At 71.3% G+C, this 18,052-nt stretch carries 14 protein-coding genes; 11 read left to right on the forward strand and 3 right to left on the reverse strand.

Annotation, left to right across the window (positions count from 1 at the left end):
• Positions 1 to 218 precede the first annotated feature (218 nt).
• The 3 genes from ACWGJ5_RS00605 to ACWGJ5_RS00615 all read left to right on the forward strand — a co-directional run bounded on the left by ACWGJ5_RS00605 (position 219) and on the right by ACWGJ5_RS00615 (position 4,394).
• Positions 219 to 1,181, forward strand: a complete 963-nt coding sequence (locus ACWGJ5_RS00605) for an SCO0930 family lipoprotein (protein ID WP_453307607.1) — start codon at positions 219 to 221, stop codon at positions 1,179 to 1,181.
• A gap of 259 nt (positions 1,182 to 1,440) precedes the next feature.
• Entirely contained in the window at positions 1,441 to 2,253 is an 813-nt protein-coding gene (locus ACWGJ5_RS00610) for an SAM-dependent methyltransferase (protein ID WP_453307608.1), read from the forward strand.
• Entirely contained in the window at positions 2,250 to 4,394 is a 2,145-nt protein-coding gene (locus ACWGJ5_RS00615) for a putative bifunctional diguanylate cyclase/phosphodiesterase (RefSeq protein ID WP_453307609.1), read from the forward strand. Before ACWGJ5_RS00610 ends, ACWGJ5_RS00615 begins: the two co-directional genes overlap by 4 nt.
• Positions 4,395 to 4,469: 75 nt before the next feature.
• Here ACWGJ5_RS00615 and ACWGJ5_RS00620 read toward each other — a convergent pair whose 3' ends face one another.
• Positions 4,470 to 5,354 carry a LysR family transcriptional regulator gene (locus ACWGJ5_RS00620; protein ID WP_453307610.1) on the reverse strand — a complete coding sequence of 295 codons (885 nt, stop codon included), beginning with the start codon at positions 5,352 to 5,354 and terminating at the stop codon, positions 4,470 to 4,472.
• A gap of 119 nt (positions 5,355 to 5,473) precedes the next feature.
• On the opposite strand from ACWGJ5_RS00620, the gene ACWGJ5_RS00625 reads away from it, so the two are divergent.
• Genes ACWGJ5_RS00625 through ACWGJ5_RS00635 form a run of 3 tightly spaced genes read left to right on the forward strand, consistent with a single transcriptional unit; the run spans position 5,474 to position 8,851 of the window.
• Positions 5,474 to 6,145 (forward strand): succinate dehydrogenase, encoded by a 672-nt coding sequence (locus ACWGJ5_RS00625; RefSeq protein WP_453308242.1) that lies wholly within the window; start codon positions 5,474 to 5,476, stop codon positions 6,143 to 6,145.
• Position 6,146: 1 nt separating this feature from the next.
• Positions 6,147 to 8,105 carry a fumarate reductase/succinate dehydrogenase flavoprotein subunit gene (locus tag ACWGJ5_RS00630; protein ID WP_453307611.1) on the forward strand — a complete coding sequence of 653 codons (1,959 nt, stop codon included), beginning with the start codon at positions 6,147 to 6,149 and terminating at the stop codon, positions 8,103 to 8,105.
• Positions 8,102 to 8,851 (forward strand): succinate dehydrogenase/fumarate reductase iron-sulfur subunit, encoded by a 750-nt coding sequence (locus ACWGJ5_RS00635; RefSeq protein WP_453307612.1) that lies wholly within the window; start codon positions 8,102 to 8,104, stop codon positions 8,849 to 8,851. The genes ACWGJ5_RS00630 and ACWGJ5_RS00635 overlap by 4 nt, the downstream gene beginning before the upstream one ends.
• Before the next feature lie 102 nt (positions 8,852 to 8,953).
• Here ACWGJ5_RS00635 and ACWGJ5_RS00640 read toward each other — a convergent pair whose 3' ends face one another.
• Positions 8,954 to 9,952, reverse strand: coding sequence for a GlxA family transcriptional regulator (locus tag ACWGJ5_RS00640; protein ID WP_453307613.1), 999 nt, complete (start codon positions 9,950 to 9,952; stop codon positions 8,954 to 8,956).
• A 144-nt stretch (positions 9,953 to 10,096) separates the two neighbouring features.
• On the opposite strand from ACWGJ5_RS00640, the gene ACWGJ5_RS00645 reads away from it, so the two are divergent.
• From ACWGJ5_RS00645 to ACWGJ5_RS00665, 5 genes are all read left to right on the forward strand, one after another.
• Positions 10,097 to 10,687 (forward strand): cysteine hydrolase family protein, encoded by a 591-nt coding sequence (locus ACWGJ5_RS00645; RefSeq protein ID WP_453307614.1) that lies wholly within the window; start codon positions 10,097 to 10,099, stop codon positions 10,685 to 10,687.
• A gap of 124 nt (positions 10,688 to 10,811) precedes the next feature.
• Complete coding sequence (locus ACWGJ5_RS00650; protein ID WP_453307615.1) at positions 10,812 to 11,957, forward strand: hypothetical protein; 1,146 nt, start codon at positions 10,812 to 10,814, stop codon at positions 11,955 to 11,957.
• A 97-nt stretch (positions 11,958 to 12,054) separates the two neighbouring features.
• Positions 12,055 to 13,290, forward strand: a complete 1,236-nt coding sequence (locus ACWGJ5_RS00655; RefSeq protein WP_453307616.1) for a CynX/NimT family MFS transporter — start codon at positions 12,055 to 12,057, stop codon at positions 13,288 to 13,290.
• Between the two features lie 160 nt (positions 13,291 to 13,450).
• Positions 13,451 to 14,221: a GNAT family N-acetyltransferase gene (locus tag ACWGJ5_RS00660; protein ID WP_453307617.1), complete on the forward strand. Its 771-nt coding sequence runs from the start codon at positions 13,451 to 13,453 to the stop codon at positions 14,219 to 14,221.
• A complete protein-coding gene (locus ACWGJ5_RS00665; RefSeq protein WP_453307618.1) occupies positions 14,221 to 15,030 on the forward strand; it encodes a lysophospholipid acyltransferase family protein in 810 nt (269 codons plus the stop codon). The genes ACWGJ5_RS00660 and ACWGJ5_RS00665 overlap by 1 nt, the downstream gene beginning before the upstream one ends.
• A gap of 666 nt (positions 15,031 to 15,696) precedes the next feature.
• On the opposite strand, the gene ACWGJ5_RS00670 is transcribed toward ACWGJ5_RS00665, so the two are convergent.
• Positions 15,697 to 18,045 carry an ATP-binding cassette domain-containing protein gene (locus ACWGJ5_RS00670; protein ID WP_453307619.1) on the reverse strand — a complete coding sequence of 783 codons (2,349 nt, stop codon included), beginning with the start codon at positions 18,043 to 18,045 and terminating at the stop codon, positions 15,697 to 15,699.
• Between the last annotated feature and the right edge of the window lie 7 nt (positions 18,046 to 18,052).

The raw sequence follows: 18,052 nt of genomic DNA on the forward strand, positions 1-18,052 counted from the left end.
CAATGGTTTGACGCGGAGAAGAGCGCGATCGGTGCGATGCGTACGCCCGTGCGCGCCCCGCGCCCCGGCGCGCGCGGCACCGGTCACAGGACGCGGAAAGAATTTCCCGAAGAACTTCCGCTCCCCGTTGAACGCTCCGGCCCCCTCGGTGCGTACCCATGACCGTGCGACGGCGCGGCAGGGCGCTGCAACATCCAGGCGAATATGGGGAGTTGGAAATGAAGACCTCCTGGCGGACCGCCTCACTGGTGGCCACAGCCGGCGCGGTGCTGGCGCTGACGACGGCGTGCGGTCAGGACAACAGCACCACCCCGGCATCGGCGGCCCAGAACGTCGGGGCCACCGCGCCCGCGGGCAGCCCGACCACCGGTGCGGGGGTCGGTACCGGATCGGGCAACGGCTACGGCGCCGACGGCAACCAGAGTTCCAGCTCGCCGACCCCGGCCGCCCCCGCGGGCAAGCTCACCGTGGCCACCAACCCCGACCTGGGCAGCGTACTGACCGATGGCTCCGGCCTCACCCTCTACCGGTTCGACAAGGACACCGCCAACCCGCCCAAGTCGAACTGCGCCGGCGACTGCGCCACCACCTGGCCGCCCGTGCCCGCCGACGACGCCACGGCCGGAGCCGGCATCGACAAGGCGCTGCTCGGCGAGGTCACCCGCGCCGACGGCAGCAAGCAGCTCACCATCGGCGGCTGGCCCGCCTACCGCTACGCCAAGGACGTCAACGCCGGAGACGTCAACGGCCAGGGCGTGGGCGGCAAGTGGTTCGCGCTGGCCCCGAACGGCAAGAAGGCCTCCCTGGCCGCCCTGCCCGGTCTCTCCGTCCGCAAGGACCCCAAGCTGGGCGACGTCGTCGTCGACAAGAACGGCATGACGGTCTACCGCTTCCTCAAGGACAAGGCCTGGCCGAAGTCCGTCTCCAACTGCACCGGGGCCTGCCTGCAGAAGTGGCCGGCCGTCGGCATCGTCAAGCCCGGGGACACCCAGGGCGTCAAGAAGAAGGGCCTGATGGGCTTCACCCGTCCCGACGGTGTGCAGCAGATGACGGTCAACTGCTGGCCGATCTACACCTTCTCCGGGGACAAGGCCCCCGGCGACACCAACGGTCAGGGCGTGGGCGGCACCTGGTACGCCGTCTCGCCCGACGGCAAGCCGGTCGGCGCGCCGGGCAACTAGATCACCTCCCCAGGGTCGATCGCCCCGCCCGGCCCGGAGCGCCACCGAAGGTCCGCCCCCTCCGCACCGCACGGAGGGGGCGGACCGTTGTGTGTACGGGAATCCGGTCACACAGCGGTGCCATACGGGCACTTGCCGCAGGCAGTGGCGGGGAACGGACGGTCAATTTCCGGTTCGGGTCGCTCCTTCGCCGGGCGATCAGTAGCCTCTGCTCGAACACCGGATCGCCTGTCCCTGTCGCCTACCCTTGGAGAGATACATGGAGCGCCCCGCCTGGGCCCCACGGAGCATCGACATCACGGTGCCGAGCGTCTCGCGGATCTACGACTACTACCTGGGCGGCTCGCACAACTTCGAGGTGGACCGGGAAGCGGCCCGCAGGGCGATGGAGTTCATGCCGGGCCTGCCGAAGATCATGCAGGCCAACCGGGCGTTCATGCGGCGTGCCGTGCGGTTCGCGGCCGGGGAGGGCATCACCCAGTTCCTCGACATAGGCTCCGGCATCCCGACCTTCGGCAACGTCCACGAGGTGGCCCAGGCGGCCGTACCGGGCGCCCGCGTGGTCTACGTCGACCACGACCCGGTCGCCGTCGCGCACAGCCAGGCGGTCCTGGCCGGGAACGACACCGCGGACGTCGTCGCCGCGGACCTGCGCAAGCCCCAGGAGATCCTCTCCAGCCCCCAGGTGGAGCGACTGATCGACCTGAACCGCCCAGTCGCCCTCCTTCTCGTTGCCATACTGCACTTCGTGGAAGACGCGGACGACCCCTACGGTGCGGTGGCCGAACTGCGCGACGCGCTCGCGCCCGGCAGCCTGCTGATCCTGACCCATGCCTCGTACGAGGGAATCCCGCTGCCCGCCGAGCGGGCGGAGGGCGCGGTGGACGTATACAAGGACATTCGCAATCCGCTCATCATGCGCTCGCGCGACGAGATCGCGCGGTTCTTCGAGGGGTACGACATGGTGGAACCGGGACTGGTGCCGATGCCGCACTGGCGGCCGGAGTCGGCGCCGGAGGACGAGGATCCGTTCGCCTTCTCCGGATTCGCCGGCGTGGGGCGTACGGCGTGAGCGCCGAGCCGGACGGGCCGGAGGACAGACTGCGCCGGTTCACGACGATCTGGAGCCGGGCGGTCTATCCGGTGACCTCCACGTCGCTGACCCGCGCCGAGTTCGAGGAACAACTCCTTCCGCTCGCACGCCGGTTGAGCGCGCTGCTGCGGGCGCACGGCTTCGACGCGAACGGTGCGAAGGCGGTCGGCGCCGCCCTGGTCGGCGCGCACTGCACCGATCCCGAGGCGCTCACCCGGACCCTGGACTGCGTGGACGCCTACCTGGTGCTGTACTGCGCCGGGGACGGCCCCCAGGACGACGCACGCCTGCGCTCCTCGCGGCTGCAGCACGCGATGGCCGCCGGCTACGCCGGGGCGCTGCGCGAACGCACCCTCGCCGAGCAGGAGTCCATCGCCCAGGCCGCGCTCAGGGCCCAGGGCGTGGTCGCGCAGGCGCTGCACACCAGCGAGGCCCGCTTCCGCGCGGTCTTCGAGGGCGCCGCCATAGGGATCGGCATCGCCGACCTCGACGGCAACGTCCTGCAGGTCAACGAGGCGCTGCTGCGCATGTTCGGGCAGTCCGGCAACGCCCTGCGCGGTCGCCGCGTCCAGGACTGGGTGCACCCCGAGGACGCGCCGCAGACCTGGAAGCTCTACGACGAACTCGTCCGCGGCGAGCGCGAGCACTACCACCTCGAAAAGGCATTCAACCGCCCCGACGGCACGGTGCTGTGGACCAACCTGACGGTCTCCCTGCTGCGCGACGCCGACGGCAACCCGCAGTACCAGCTCGCCCTCATGGAGGACACCACCGAGCGCCGCCTGCTCAACCTCCGGTTGCGCTACGAGGCCACTCACGACGCGCTCACCGGCCTGCCCAACCGCTCGCTGTTCTTCGAGCGCCTGGAGAAGGCGCTGAACGCGGGCGAGGGCCAGCGCTTCGGCCTGTGCTACCTCGACCTGGACGGCTTCAAGACCGTCAACGACAGCCTCGGGCACGCGGCCGGCGACCGGCTGCTGGTGGAGGTCGCCGACCGGCTGCAGTCCTGTGCGACCGCGCCCGGGGAGATGGTCGCCCGGCTCGGCGGCGACGAGTTCGTGGCCCTGACCACCGGACCGGGCACCGAGCGCAAGGTCGACGAGCTCGCCGAGCGCATCATGAACGCCCTCGTCACGCCGGTCAGCATCGACGGCCGTGACCTGCTGGTGCGCGGCAGCCTGGGCATCGTCGAGGGCCCGGCGGGCGAGCGTACGGCCGCGGAGGTCCTGCGGAGCGCCGACATCACCATGTACCGGGCCAAGTCCGCGGGCGGCAACCGCTCCGAACTCGCCGACCCGGAGGCGGACGCCCGCGCGATCACCCGGCACGGCCTGACGACGGCCCTGCCCACGGCCCTGGAACGCGGCGAGTTCTTCATCGAGTACCAGCCGCTCGTCCACCTCGGCGACGGCAGCGTGCGCGGCGCCGAGGCCCTGGTGCGCTGGCTGCACCCGCAGCACGGCGTCCTCGGCCCCGACCGCTTCATCCCGCTCGCCGAGCACACCGGCCTGATCGTCCCGCTCGGCCGCTGGGTCCTGGAGGAGTCCATCCGCCAGGCCCGCGCCTGGCGAGAACGCCACGGTGAGGAGACCACCGCCGGGCCCCTGCGCATCAACGTCAACCTGTCGCCGTGCCAGCTCAGCCATCCGGGTCTGGTACAGGACACCGTGGACATCCTGGAACGCGCGGGTGTCGCCCCGGACGCCCTGTGCCTGGAGGTGACCGAGTCCGCGCTCATCGGCGCCGACGACGACCTGCTCAAGCCCCTGCACCGGCTGGCCGAGATGGGCGTCGACATCGCCCTGGACGACTTCGGCACCGGCTACTCCAACCTCGCCAACCTGCGCCGCCTGCCGGTGCGCATCCTCAAACTGGACCGCTCCTTCACCCGGGGCATGCAGCAGTTCCCCGCCGACCCCGTCGACCTGAAGATCGTCGAAGGGATCGTCTCGCTCGCCCACAGCCTCGACCTGGCGGTCACGGTCGAGGGCGTGGAAACCGGCGCCCAGGCCGAACAGTTGCGGATACTGGGCTGCGACACGGCCCAGGGCTGGTACTACGCCCGGCCGGGCCCACCGGACCGCCTGCACGACCTGGCCCTGGTGGACGCAACGGGCTGATATCGGAGGGTGTGGGGGGCGCAGCCCCCCACAGGGCGCGGGACGCAGCCCCGACAGGGCGCGGGGCTGTAACCGTCACCGCTCGAGAAGCATCCGCTGCAGCTCCCGCGCGGCCCTCGGTGGCGCCACGTCACTGCGGTGCGCCAACGCGATGGTCCGCTGCAGCCCGGGCCGGGCCAGCGGAGTCACCCTGAGCCCCTGCCCGGACCGCGTGGCCACCATCCGCGGCACCACGGCGATCCCCAGCCCCGCCCGGACAAACCCCAACACCGCATCCATCTCACCGCCCTCGACGGCGAACTCCGGCTCGAACCCGGCGGAGCGACACGCCGCCACGGTCAGCTCCCGCAGGTCGTACCCGTGCCGGAACATCACCATCCGCTCGCCCTCCAGATCGGCGATGTGCACGAGCCGCCCGCCCCGCCCGGGAGCCCGCGCCTCGGGCGAGGACACCACCACCAACTCCTCCCGCAGCAGCTCCACCGTCGACAGCGCGGGCGCGGGCGTCGGCAGCGGCAGGACGACCAGCGCAAGATCGAGGGCGCCGCGCGCCAGCTCCCGCACCAGGTCGTGCGAGCCGCCCTCCTCGATCAACAGCTGGATGCCGGGGTAGCGGTCGTGGAAGGCGCGCAGCACGTCCGGCAGCAGGCCCGTGCACAGACTCGGGGTCGCCCCCAGCCGTACCCGGCCCCGGCGCAGCTGCACCAGCTCCTGCACCTCGTACCGGGCCGTGTCGGCGTCGGCCAGGATCCGCCGGGCCAGCGGAAGCAGCGCCTCACCGGCGTCGGTGAGCGTGATGTTGCCCCGGGCGCGCAGGAACAGATCCGCGCCCAGCTCCCGCTCCAGTGCCTTGATCTGCTGCGACAGCGACGGCTGGGCGACGTGCACCAGCTCGGCGGCGCGGGTGAAGTGCCGGGTCTCGGCGACGGCCACGAAGTACTGGAGCTGCTGGAACTGCATCCTGCAAGGATAGCTCCCGCCTATGGAAACGAGCTGGACCATGTCTTGGACTGATCAGGACCATCGGCCCTAGCGTTCTGGCCATGGCTCTGGCAACGCGGACGGACCGACGGCCGTCCATGGCGCGCACGATGTGGGACTCCACCGTCGGCAAGAAGACCGTGATGGCCGTCAGCGGCCTGATCATGCTGCTCTACCTGGTCGCGCACGTGATCGGCAACCTGAAGATCTACTTCGGGGCGGGCGAGTTCAACCACTACGCCCACTGGCTGCGCACCATCGGCGAACCCTTCATGCACTACGAGTGGACGCTCTGGCTCATCCGGATCGTCCTGATCGTCGCCGTGGTCGCCCACGCCACCTCCGCGTACCAGCTCAGCCGCCGCGACATCAAGGCGCGGCCCAGCAAGTACGTCCACAGCAGGCCCCGGGCGAGCTACGCCACGCGCACGATGCGCTGGGGCGGGATCATCCTCGGCCTGTTCATCGTCTGGCACATCCTGGACCTGACCACCGGCACCGTGCACTCCGGCGGCTTCCAGGAGGGCCACCCGTACCAGAACGTGGTCGACACCTTCTCCACCTGGTACGGCGACGTCATCTACATCGTCGCGATGCTCGCGCTCGGCCTGCACATCCGGCACGGCTTCTGGAGCGCGGCACAGACCCTCGGCGTCGGCAGCCGCGCCCGCGACCGCGCCCTGAAGACCATCGCCAACGTCCTCGCGCTGCTGCTCACGGCCGGCTTCATCGCCGTACCCGTGGGCGTCATGACCGGAGTGGTGAGCTGACATGACCGAATACGTGAACCACGCGACGGGCGAGGCGGTCACCGACTCCAAGGCCCCGTCCGGCCCGATCAACGAGCGCTGGGACAAGCGCCGCTTCGAGGCCAAGCTGGTCAACCCCGCCAACCGGCGCAAGCACACCATCATCGTCGTCGGCACCGGACTCGCCGGCGGCTCGGCGGGCGCCACCCTGGCCGAACAGGGCTACCACGTCGTCCAGTTCTGCTACCAGGACTCCCCGCGCCGCGCCCACTCCATCGCCGCGCAAGGAGGCATCAACGCGGCGAAGAACTACCGCAACGACGGCGACTCGATCCACCGGCTGTTCTACGACACCGTCAAGGGCGGCGACTTCCGGGCCCGCGAGTCCAACGTCCACCGGCTCGCGCAGATCTCGGTGGAGATCATCGACCAGTGCGTGGCCCAGGGCGTGCCCTTCGCCCGTGAGTACGGCGGCCTGCTCGACACCCGCTCCTTCGGCGGCGTCCAGGTCTCCCGCACCTTCTACGCCCGCGGGCAGACGGGCCAGCAGCTGCTGCTGGGCGCCTACCAGGCCCTGAGCCGGCAGATCGCCGCAGGCAACGTGGAGATGCACCCGCGCACCGAGATGCTGGATCTGATCGTGATCGACGGCCGGGCCCGCGGCATCGTGGCCCGGGATCTGGTCACCGGCAGGATCGACACGTACTTCGCCGACGCCGTCGTACTGGCCAGCGGCGGTTACGGAAACGTCTTCTACCTGTCGACCAACGCCATGAACTCCAACGCGACCGCGATCTGGCGGGCGCACCGGCGCGGCGCGTACTTCGCCAACCCCTGTTTCACGCAGATCCACCCGACGTGCATCCCGCGCACCGGCGACCACCAGTCCAAGCTGACCCTGATGAGCGAGTCGCTGCGCAACGACGGCCGGATCTGGGTGCCCAAGGCCAAGGGCGACACCCGCCCGCCGAACCAGGTCCCCGAGGACGAGCGCGACTACTACCTGGAGCGCATCTACCCGTCGTTCGGCAACCTGGTCCCACGAGACATCGCCTCCCGCGCCGCGAAGAACGTCTGCGACGAGGGCAGGGGAGTGGGGCCCGGCGGCCAGGGCGTCTACCTGGACTTCGCCGACGCGATCCGGCGGACGGGCCGCACGGCGGTCGAGGCCAAGTACGGCAACCTCTTCGACATGTACCAGCGGATCACCGACGAGGATCCGTACGAGGTGCCGATGCGCATCTACCCGGCCGTGCACTACACGATGGGCGGCCTGTGGGTCGACTACGACCTGCAGACCACCGTCCCGGGCCTGTTCGCGATCGGTGAGGCCAACTTCTCCGACCACGGCGCCAACCGGCTCGGCGCCTCCGCGCTGATGCAGGGCCTGGCCGACGGCTACTTCGTGCTCCCGGCCACTATCAACGACTACCTGGCCCGCAACCCCCACCGGGCCGATGAAGACGCTGTCACCGCCGAACACCCGGTGGTCCGGGAGGTGTTGGCCGAGACGGAGGAGCGGCTGAACCGGCTGCTGTCCGTCGACGGCGACCGTACCCCCGACTCCTTCCACCGCGAAGTCGGCGAACTCATGTGGGAGTTCTGCGGCATGGCCCGCACCGACGCCGGGCTGCGCAAGGCCCTGGAGCGGATCCCGCAGATCCGCGAGGAGTTCTGGCGGCGCATCAAGGTGCCCGGCACCGGAGAGGAGTTCAACCAGTCGCTGGAGAAGGCCAACCGGATCGTCGACTACCTGGAGCTCGCCGAGCTGATGTGCCTCGACGCGCTGCACCGCGACGAGTCCTGCGGCGGCCACTTCCGCGAGGAGTCCCAGACCCCGGACGGCGAAGCCGCCCGCAGGGACGACGCGTTCGGCTACGCGGCGGCCTGGGAGTTCACCGGCACCGGTGCGGCGCCCGTCCTGCACAAGGAAGACCTGGTCTTCGAGTACGTCCACCCCACCCAGCGGAGCTACGCATGAAGCTCACCCTGCGCGTCTGGCGCCAGAAGAACGCCGACGCAGAAGGCGCCATGTCCACATACGAGGTGGACGGCATCTCGTCCGACATGTCCTTCCTGGAGATGCTGGACGTCCTCAACGAACAGCTCATCCTGGCCGGTGAGGAGCCGGTCGCCTTCGACCACGACTGCCGCGAGGGCATCTGCGGCGCGTGCTCCCTCGTGATCAACGGCGACGCACACGGGCCGGAGCGCACCACCACCTGCCAGCTGCACATGCGGTCCTTCGAGGACGGCGACACGATCGACATCGAGCCGTGGCGGGCGGCCGCCTTCCCCGTGATCAAGGACCTGGTGGTGGACCGGTCCGCGTTCGACCGGATCATCCAGGCCGGCGGCTACGTCACCGCGCCCACCGGGTCCGCGCCGGAGGCGCATGCCACACCGGTGCCGAAGGCCGACGCGGACTTCGCCTTCGAGCACGCGGAGTGCATCGGCTGCGGTGCGTGTGTGGCCGCGTGTCCCAACGGCGCGGCGATGCTGTTCACCTCCGCCAAGGTCAACCACCTCAACGTGCTGCCCCAGGGCGCGCCCGAGCGGGAGACCCGGGTACTGGACATGGTGGCGCAGATGGACGCCGAGGGCTTCGGCGGGTGCACGCTGACGGGGGAGTGCGCCACCGCCTGCCCGAAGGGCATCCCGCTGGTGTCGATCACGAGCATGAACAAGGAGTGGCTGAGGGCCACCCGGAAGGCGGTCAAGAGGTAGCCCCGTCGGGGGAACGGACGTTCGCCGAGTGGCGGGCGGGCGGGGTCGGGACGGTGCTCTCCCGGCCCCGTCTGGTTTTCCCCCGGCGGGCCCCCTTCTCGCTCAGCGGGCGGTCTCCGGGCGGCGGAACCGGTTCCGGTACTCGGTCGGGGTGGTGTCCAGGCGGCGGCGGAAGGCGCGTATCAGGGTGTCGATGGTGTTGAAGCCGCAGAGTGCCGCCACGCGGTCAAGGGTGTCGTCCGTCGTCTCCAGCCGGTTGCGCGCCGCCTCCAGGCGGGCGGATTCGACGTAGGCACCCGGTGTGGTGCCGAGCTCGTCGCGGAACAGCCGGCTGAGCTGTCGTTCGCCGATGCTGGCGTGGGCGGCGAGATCGGTGACGGAGAGCGATCCCGCGATGTTCCGGGCGATGTGCAGGCGCAGGTCGTCCATGCGGCGGGAGGTGGAGCCGGCTTCGATGGGCACGCTGAACTGACTCTGGCCGCTGGGGCGTTTGAGGTACATCACGAGCTGGCGGGCGACGCGCATGGCCGCGGGCTCGCCGAAGTCCTCGGCGACCAGGGCGAGGGACAGGTCGAGGCAGGCCGTCAGCCCGGCGCCGGTCCAGACGTTGCCCTGCCGGATGAAGATCGGGTCGGCGTCGACCTGGACCGACGGATGATCCGCGGCGAGCTGCTGCGCGGTCGACCAGTGGGTGGTGGCCCGCTTGCCGTCCAGCAGGCCGGCTGCGGCGAGGAGATGCGCACCGACACAGACGGAGGCGATACGCCGCGACCGGCCGGCGAGTTCCTTCACCCGGACGACCACGGCAGGGTCCACCAGGGCGTGCACCTGACGCCGGTCGTCGACCTCGACGGAGCCCGGAACCATCAGGGTGTCGATGCGACGAGTGGCCGCCTCATCGAAGGTCATGTCGGGCAAGACCCGTACGCCGGCCGCCGTGGTGACGGGTGCCAGGGTCTCGGCCACCAGGACGACGTGGTAGCCGGTGTCACCGTCCAACTCACGGCGCAGCAGCGCGAAGACCTCGGGCGGCCCGGTGACGTCGAGCAGGTCGACGCCCTCGAACAGCACGATGACGATGAATCTTCGGATCAGGCTCATTCGGTTCCCCCGCGGACGTCCGGGCAGCACGTCATTTTCTGCAAGTAGTACGACATTGCCGCCAACTGTGCCGGATCGTAGCGTCTACTCGGCCACCACAGATGGCCAGAAACTTCCGATGTGCCTTTGTAAGAAGGGATAGTTGTGCCTTCGAAGACCCTGCGCGACCTCAGCGCCCTCGACCAGGCCCCGGCGTCGCTCGCGAACTCGACGCTGATCCTGATCGACATCCAGAACACGTACACCCAGGGCGTCATGGAGCTGGAGGGCTGGGAGCCCGCCCTGGACCGGGCGGCCGAGCTGCTGGAGCAGGCCCGCGCGGCGGGTGCCAAGGTCATTCACGTCCAGCACGACGGCGGGCCGGACAGCCCGTACGACCTGGACGCCGAGGTGGGCCGGATCCACAAGAAGGTCGCGCCGGTCGGCGGTGAGCCGGTCGTCACGAAGCAGGCGCCCAACGCATTTCACGGCACCGGCCTGGGCGAGCTGGTGGACGGGGCCGGGAACACCGATGTGGTGCTGGCCGGCTTCATGACGCACATGTGCATCGCGTTCACGGCCCAGGGGGCGTTCCTGCGGGGCAACCGGCCCACGGTGGTGGCCGACGCCACCGCCACCCGTGCCCTGCGGACGGACGTGGCCGAGGTGTCCGCGGAGCAGCTCCACCACAGCGCCCTGGCGACGATCGCCGACCTGTACGGCGTCGTCGTACCGTCCGCCGCGTCCCTCGGCTGACGCCGGACCATGTGAACTCCGTTGCGGAGAACGGCGCTTGTCCCCCGTGCCCGCGGGACAAGCGCCGGACACAGCGCGCGTGGATGGGGATGCCGCGCGCCATTCCAGAGGGGGATGACCGAAAGTGCCCACCCGAAGAACCGTCCTCGGCGCCGCCACCGCTGCCGGCGCCGCCGCCGCTCTCACCAACCTGACCACGGCCGGCACCGCGCACGCCGGCACGGACGCCGACCGGAAGACCGCCGCTCGTGACAACATCCGTGCCGTCGACACGGGCATGCGCGGCAACTACGACACCCTGCGCGCCAACCTGGCCAAGCACCTGGGTCCCGTCATCATCGTCAACAACGACATGGTGGGCGGCACCTACCACCTCGTCGACAACGGCACCGTGCTGGAGCGGATCCGGCCCGTGGACGAGGTCTTCGAGCTGGCCAAGTCCATCGCCCACACCCCGCTCGGCATCTACTCGATCTGCGCGCCCTACCTGGACCCCAAGAACGTCCCGGCGTCGCAGGCGAAGTACATCGATCCGCACGACCTCGCCATGGTCGCCTTCACCGGGCCGAAGGACACCAGCTGGACCGTGCCGCTCCAGGCCTTCGCCAACACCCTCGACGCCGCCCGCGCGACGCTGGAGGAGGCCGGCCTTCCCGCCGACCTGCACGACTCCTGCGCGTTCATCCTCGACCACGCACACGACTACATCGCGGACGCGATCCGTACCCGCGAGTTCGACATGAAGTCCTTCGAGACCTTCTCGAGCGCGGTCCACCCGAGCATCCGCACCAACATGTACTGGTCGTCCAAGGTGCAGATCCAGGGCGTCGGCAACCTTCTGACGCGCTGGCGCAAGCAGGTCGGCGACGACGCCTGGTCCGGCCTGTACGTGGTGGTGCTGTCGCTGTGGACCACCTACGAGCTGAACCAGAACAGCATCATCATCAAGAACTACATGAACCAGGACATGGCCGGCTCGCATCTGATCGACCTGATGACCGCCCAGACCCCCGCAGACCCCGTGGCCGTCGCCCTGGACAACCTCGCGCGCATCGTCCAGGACAACATCGCCGCCGAAATGGTCTTCGCCGCCGACCAGACCACCGCCGACGCCCTCAAGGGCAGGCAGGACCTCCTCTCCACCGAGATCCTGCGCCTCCTCGGCAGCGGCGCCACCGCCTCCGGTGCCGCCTCGCTCACCAAGGGGCAGACCAACCAGCTCGTCTGCCCGTTCCACAACAGGTCGGCGGCCACCCCGGCCCTCGTCTGAGCACCCACCGGCCCGGTGCCACACACCGAAGGCTTCCCCCGCACGCGGACACCGTCTCCGCCCAGGGGGAAGCCTTCGGGCATGTCCAGGGGGAACAGTGAAAAACTCATCCGTCATTCACCGCGCGGCCAGACTCTGGGCACTCTGCGGCCTGGTACTCCTCGCACTGAACCTACGAGCCGCCGTCACCGGCATCTCACCCGTCCTGAGCCGGCTCCAGCACGCCTTCCACCTCACCGGAACCGAGGTCAGCATCCTGACCACGCTGCCCGTGCTGTGCCTCGGCGTCTTCGCCTCGCTCGCCCCGCCGACGGCCCGGCGCATCGGCGCCGAAACCACCATCACCGCGTCGCTCGTCCTGCTCACCACGGGAATCCTGCTGCGCGCCCTGCCCTCGACGGTGCTGCTGTTCACCGGCACCGTCCTGACCGGCGCCGGAATCGCCTTCGGCAACGTCCTCATGCCCGTCGTCATCAAACGCCACTTCGCCGGCCGGGTCGGCTCCCTGACCGGCCTCGCCATGATGCTCATGGCATCCAGCGGAGCCATCGCCGCGGGCCTCGCCATCCCCCTGACCTACTGCGTCGGATGGCGCATCGCGCTGGCCGCCTGGGCGCTTCCGTCCCTGCTGGCCGCACTCGCCTGGACCCCGCTCGCGGCACGCGGCCGGCACGACCCCGCCCCCCGCACGGCCCCGGCCGACGACACGGGCTCACTGCTGCGCTCGCCGCTCGCCTGGGCGGTCGCCGGATTCCTCGGCCTGGTGTCCCTGATGTTCTACGCCCTCATGGCGTGGCTCCCCGAGATCATGCACGCCGAAGGGTTCGCCCCCGCCGAGGCCGGGCTGATGGTTTCCGTCGTGCAGCTCATCAGCGTCCCGCTGGGCTTCGCCGTCCCCGTCGTCGCCGCCCGGCTGACCTCACAGCGCCCGCTCGTCACCGCCATCGCCGTGTCGAAGGTCGTCGCCCTCCTCGGCATGCTCTTCGCACCGCACGCCGCATGGCTGTGGATCTGTGTGCTCGGACTCGCCACCGGCAGTGCCTTCCCGCTCGCCTTCACCCTGCTGAGCCTGCGCTCACCGACCCCGCAGATCGCGGCCCGGCTGTCCGGCATGGCCCAGACCGGCGGCTACCTCGTAGCCGCGGCGGGACCGCTGACCATCGGCGTCCTGCACGGCCTCACCGGCGGATGGACGGCGTCCCTGCTGCTCCTGCTGGCCCTTGTGCTGCCCGAGACCGTCTGCGGACTGCTGGCCGGCCGCCCCGCGCTCGTCCACCCCACCCGCACACCCGGCGCCGACGACGAACTGCCCGAGCTCCAGCCGGTCCCGTGACGAAGGCCGAGCGACCGCGCCCCCGGCGTTCAGCATCCCCACATCCGCTCTCCGGCCGGCTGTCACACACCGGCCAACCGGCATCGGAAGAACAGGAGCGACGAGCCGTACGCACTCGCTCGCCGCCGTCGCCGACCCGGCCCGTGACCAGGAGAGAGCCATGACCGGCGTTTCCACCCTCGACCGCCCCCCGCAGCCCGCGGCACCGACCCGCTACACCGTCACCCTCGCCCGTGACGAGGACGACGTGCGGGCCGCCCAGCGGCTGCGGCACGACGTCTTCGCCGGTGAGATGGGGGCCCTGCTGGCCACGCCGCAGCCCGGACTGGACGTGGACGCCTTCGACGCCTACTGCGACCACCTGCTCGTGCGCGACACCGCCACCGGGCAGGTCGTCGGCACCTACCGGCTGCTGCCGCCGGAGCGGGCCTCGGTCGCCGGCCGGCTCTACTCGGAGAGCGAGTTCGAACTGGCCGCGCTCGACCCGATCCGGCCCGGCCTGGTCGAGGTCGGCCGCTCCTGTGTGCACCCCGACCACCGCGACGGCGCCGTCATCGGCCTGATCTGGGCCGGGATAGCCCGCTACATGGTCGACCGCGGGCACGAGTGGCTGGCGGGCTGCTGCTCGGTGCCGCTCGCCGACGGCGGCGCCCTCGCGACGGCCACCTGGGAGCGGGTGCGCGCCAAGCACCTGGCGCCCGAGGAGTTCCGGGTACGGCCGCTGCTGCCGTGGATCCCGAACGCCGAGGCCCCGGCCGGGCACAGCGAGCTGCCCGCCCTGCTGCGCGGCTACCTGCGCCTGGGCGCCTGGGTGTGCGGCGAGCCCGCGCACGACCCGGACTTCGGGGTCGCCGACCTGTACGTGCTGCTGTCGATGCGCCGGGTCAACCCGCGCTATCTGCGGCACTTCCTCTCCCTCGTGCCGGCCTGATGAGCGTCTGGCTGCCCAGCGCGCCCTGCACCCCCGGCGCCTGTGTGGAGCAGGCCCGGGCCGCCACGGCCGTACCCCGGGCCGTGCTGCGGCTGACCGCGGCCGCGGTCCTGGTGCTGGCCGGAATCGCGCTGGCCCCGCTCGGCGGGAGGATCCCCGCCGAGTGGGTCAGGCGGTGGTGCCGGTCGATCGTGCGGGCCATGGGGGTCACGGTCCGCTTCACCGGCGGAACCGCACCGGCCGGCGGGCTGCTGCTGGTGGCCAACCACGTCTCGTGGCTGGACATCCCGCTGCTGACCGCCGTACGCCCCGCCCGGATGCTCGCCAAGACCGAGATCCGGCAGTGGCCGGTCGCGGGCCCGCTGGCGGCACGCGGCGGCGCCCTGTTCATCGAGCGGGACCGGATCCGCGCCCTGCCCGAGACGGTCGCCCGGATCGCCGAGGCGCTGCGCGAGGGGGCGGCCGTCGCCGCGTTCCCCGAGGGCAGCACCTGGTGCGGGCGGGCCCACGGCCGTTTCCGCAGGGCCGTCTTCCAGGCCGCGCTCGACGCCGGCGTACCCGTGCAGCCGGTCGGCCTGCGCTACCGGCAGGAGGGCGGCGGGCCGAGCACGGCGGCGGCGTTCGTCGGCGAGGACACCCTGCTCGCGTCCCTGTGGCGGGTGGCCCGCACCCGGGGCCTGGTCGCCGAGGTGGACGTACTCCCGGTCATCCCGGCCGACCGCCACACCACCCGCAAGTCCCTCGCCCGGGCCGCACAGCCCGGCCGCGTGGGCGAACCGGACTGGACGCACGCCGTGCTGGTGCCCTAGAGCCTGTCGTCACGTGCCCGTCTGCCCCGCGACGACAGGCCCTGGCCCCGCACCGGCGCCCGGGGGACGACCGGTCGGCGCGCCGGTCCAGTCTTGCGCGGTGTCCTTCTTCAGCAGACGCGGGAAAGTGCGCCTGTCGAACCACCGCACCGTGGACGGTCCCTTGGGGCCGATACGGATCAGCTACAGGAGGTGGCCCGATGTCATCGTGGCCGTGCGGGCTCCGCAGCTGCCGCCCGTCACCGTCCTGCCCGACCGCGACGCCGGCGCCATGAGCATCGACAAGCAGGTGATCCCCTGCAAGAAGGCCGATCGCATGTAAGAAGGCCGATCGCAGTGGCTGGAACCCACGCCGCAGGGCACAGACCCGTAAGGCCCTGGTGGCGGACCGGGCCTACGAGCTCCGGCCCACCGGGCCGCGCCGGGCACAGCTGCGCCGCGACGGCGGACTCCTCGCCGAGGCGCGGGGCAGCTGGCGGGCCTACAGCCCGTTCCGCTCGTTCCCGGGGCTCGGCGCCCGGCTGACCTGGGCCGGCTGGGCAGACGCGACGGACGTGGGCATCGGTCCGTCCCATGGTGGTCGCCTACGGCGCCGGCACACCCGGCGACCTCGCGGCGGTCCTGGGTGTCCGGCCCGACTGGAGCAGCGGACGGTTCAGGCCCGGCTCAGGGCACGACCCGCGCCAGATACGGTGCCGTGGCGCTGCCCGCCGCCGTGGCCACCCGCTCCGGCGGACCCGACGCCACGATCCGGCCGCCCCGGTCGCCGCCGCCGGGGCCCAGGTCGATGACCCAGTCGGCGCCCGCGACCACCGTCATGTCGTGCTCGACCACCACGACCGTGTGCCCGGCGTCGACCAGCCCGTGCAGCCGGTCCATCAGCACCTCCACATCGGCCGGGTGCAGCCCGGTGGTGGGCTCGTCCAGCAGGTAGACGGTGTGGCCCCGCCGGCCGCGCTGCAGCTCGCTCGCCAGCTTGATCCGCTGCGCCTCACCGCCGGACAGCTCGGTCGCCGGCTGCCCGAGCCGCAGATAGCCGAGGCCGACGTCGAGCAGCGTGCCGAGGCTGCGGGCGGCGGCCGGGATGTCGGCGAAGAACCCCGCCGCGGCCTCCACCGTCAGGTCCAGCACTTCGGCGATGTCCCGCTCCCGGTAGGTCACTTGGCGGGTGTCGGGGTTGTAGCGGGCGCCGCCGCAGTCCGGGCAGGGCGCGTAGGTGCTCGGCAGGAACAGCAGCTCGACGCTGACGAACCCCTCGCCCTGACAGGTCTCGCAGCGCCCTCCGGCCACGTTGAAGGAGAAGCGGCCGACGCCGTACCCGCGCGCCCGCGCCTCCTCGGTGTCGGCGAACACCTTGCGTACCACGTCGAACAGGCCGGTGTAGGTGGCCAGGTTGGAGCGCGGGGTGCGCCCGATCGGCTTCTGGTCGACCCGGACCAGCCGGTCCACGCCCTCCAGCTCCTGCGTCAACTCGCCAATGAGCGTGGACTTCCCGGAACCGGACACCCCGGTGACCGCGGTGAACGCGCCGAGCGGGAACTCGGCCGTCACCGCGCGCAGGTTGTGCCGGGTCACCGGTCCCACCTTCAACCAGCCGCGCGGGGAGCGGACTTCACGCGCCGGGCCGGGTGACTCGTCGAAGAGGAACGCGGCCGTCGCCGACTCCTCGACCGACGCCAGCTCGGCCGGCGGCCCGCTGTACAGCACGCGTCCGCCGTGTTCACCCGCGCCGGGGCCCACATCCACCAGCCAGTCGGCGCCGCGCACCACCTCCAGGTGATGCTCCACCACGAACACCGAGTTGCCCGCGGTCTTCAGCCGGTCCAGCACGGTCAGCAGGGCCTCGGTGTCCGCGGGGTGCAGTCCGGCGGACGGCTCGTCCAGGACGTAGACCACACCGAACAGCCCGGAGCGCAACTGTGTGGCGAGCCGCAGCCGTTGCAGCTCGCCCGCCGACAGGGTGGGGGTGGAGCGGTCGAGGCTGAGGTAGCCGAGGCCCAGTTCGACCACCGGCGCGATCCGGGAGGTCAGGTCCTCGGTGAGGACCCGCGCGGTCTCGGTGCGGTCGGCGGGGCCGTCCAGAGTCGCGGCCAGGTCGGTCAGCGGCAGCGCGGCCAGTTCGGCGATGGTCCGGCCGTCGAAGGTGACCGCGAGGGCCTCGGGCCGTAGCCGGCTGCCCCCGCACACCGGGCAGGGCGCGCTGGTCAGGAACCGTTCCGCCTTCGCCCGCAGCGACGCCGACTTGGTCTCCGAGAAGGTCTTTAGCACATAGCGGCGGGCGCTCATGTACGTGCCCTGGTAAGGCCGTTGGATGCGGTCCGCGTCCCGGACGGGGTGCACGGTGACCACCGGCTGCTCGTCCGTGAACAGGATCCACTCCCGCGCCTGCGCGGGCAGCTCGCGCCAGGGCCGGTCCACGTCGTGGCCGAGCGCGTCGAGGATGTCCCGCAGGTTCTTGCCCTGCCAGGCACCGGGCCAGGCCGCGACGGCACCCTCGCGAATGGACAGCGAGGGATCCGGGACCAGCAACTCCTCGGTGGTGCCGTGCACTTGGCCGAGGCCGTGGCACGCCGGGCAGGCACCGGTCGCCGTGTTCGGCGAGAACGCGTCCGAATCGAGCCGCTCCGCGCCCGGCGGATACTCCCCGGCCCGGGAGAACAGCATGCGCAGGGAGTTGGACAGATTGGTGACCGTGCCCACCGAGGAGCGCGAGGTGGGAGCCGCGCGGCGCTGCTGCAGCGAGACCGCGGGCGGCAGCCCGGTGATCTCGCCGACCTTGGGCGCCCCGACCTGGTGGATCAGCCTGCGCGCATACGGCGCGACCGACTCGAAGTACCGCCGCTGTGCCTCGGCGTAGATCGTGCCGAACGCCAGGGACGACTTCCCCGAGCCGGAGACACCGGTGAACACGGCCAGCACGTCCCGCGGGATGTCCACGTCCACGCCCTTGAGGTTGTGCTCACGGGCGCCCCGGACGCGGACGTAAGGATCGTACGGCTCGTGGGGGCTGTGCATGGGGGGA

This window comes from Streptomyces sp. NPDC054783 (genome assembly GCF_053611725.1).

Excerpts from the sequence above, each read along its gene's own strand:
- ACWGJ5_RS00660 (WP_453307617.1), top strand. The coding sequence starts at position 13,451 with ATGACCGGCGTTTCCACCCTCGACCGCCCCCCGCAGCCCGCGGCACCG.
- ACWGJ5_RS00620 (WP_453307610.1), bottom strand. The coding sequence starts at position 5,354 with ATGCAGTTCCAGCAGCTCCAGTACTTCGTGGCCGTCGCCGAGACCCGG.
- ACWGJ5_RS00630 (WP_453307611.1), top strand. The coding sequence starts at position 6,147 with ATGACCGAATACGTGAACCACGCGACGGGCGAGGCGGTCACCGACTCC.
- ACWGJ5_RS00610 (WP_453307608.1), top strand. The coding sequence starts at position 1,441 with ATGGAGCGCCCCGCCTGGGCCCCACGGAGCATCGACATCACGGTGCCG.
- ACWGJ5_RS00670 (WP_453307619.1), bottom strand. The coding sequence starts at position 18,045 with ATGCACAGCCCCCACGAGCCGTACGATCCTTACGTCCGCGTCCGGGGC.
- ACWGJ5_RS00625 (WP_453308242.1), top strand. The coding sequence starts at position 5,474 with ATGGCGCGCACGATGTGGGACTCCACCGTCGGCAAGAAGACCGTGATG.
- ACWGJ5_RS00605 (WP_453307607.1), top strand. The coding sequence starts at position 219 with ATGAAGACCTCCTGGCGGACCGCCTCACTGGTGGCCACAGCCGGCGCG.
- ACWGJ5_RS00640 (WP_453307613.1), bottom strand. The coding sequence starts at position 9,952 with ATGAGCCTGATCCGAAGATTCATCGTCATCGTGCTGTTCGAGGGCGTC.
- ACWGJ5_RS00635 (WP_453307612.1), top strand. The coding sequence starts at position 8,102 with ATGAAGCTCACCCTGCGCGTCTGGCGCCAGAAGAACGCCGACGCAGAA.
- ACWGJ5_RS00665 (WP_453307618.1), top strand. The coding sequence starts at position 14,221 with ATGAGCGTCTGGCTGCCCAGCGCGCCCTGCACCCCCGGCGCCTGTGTG.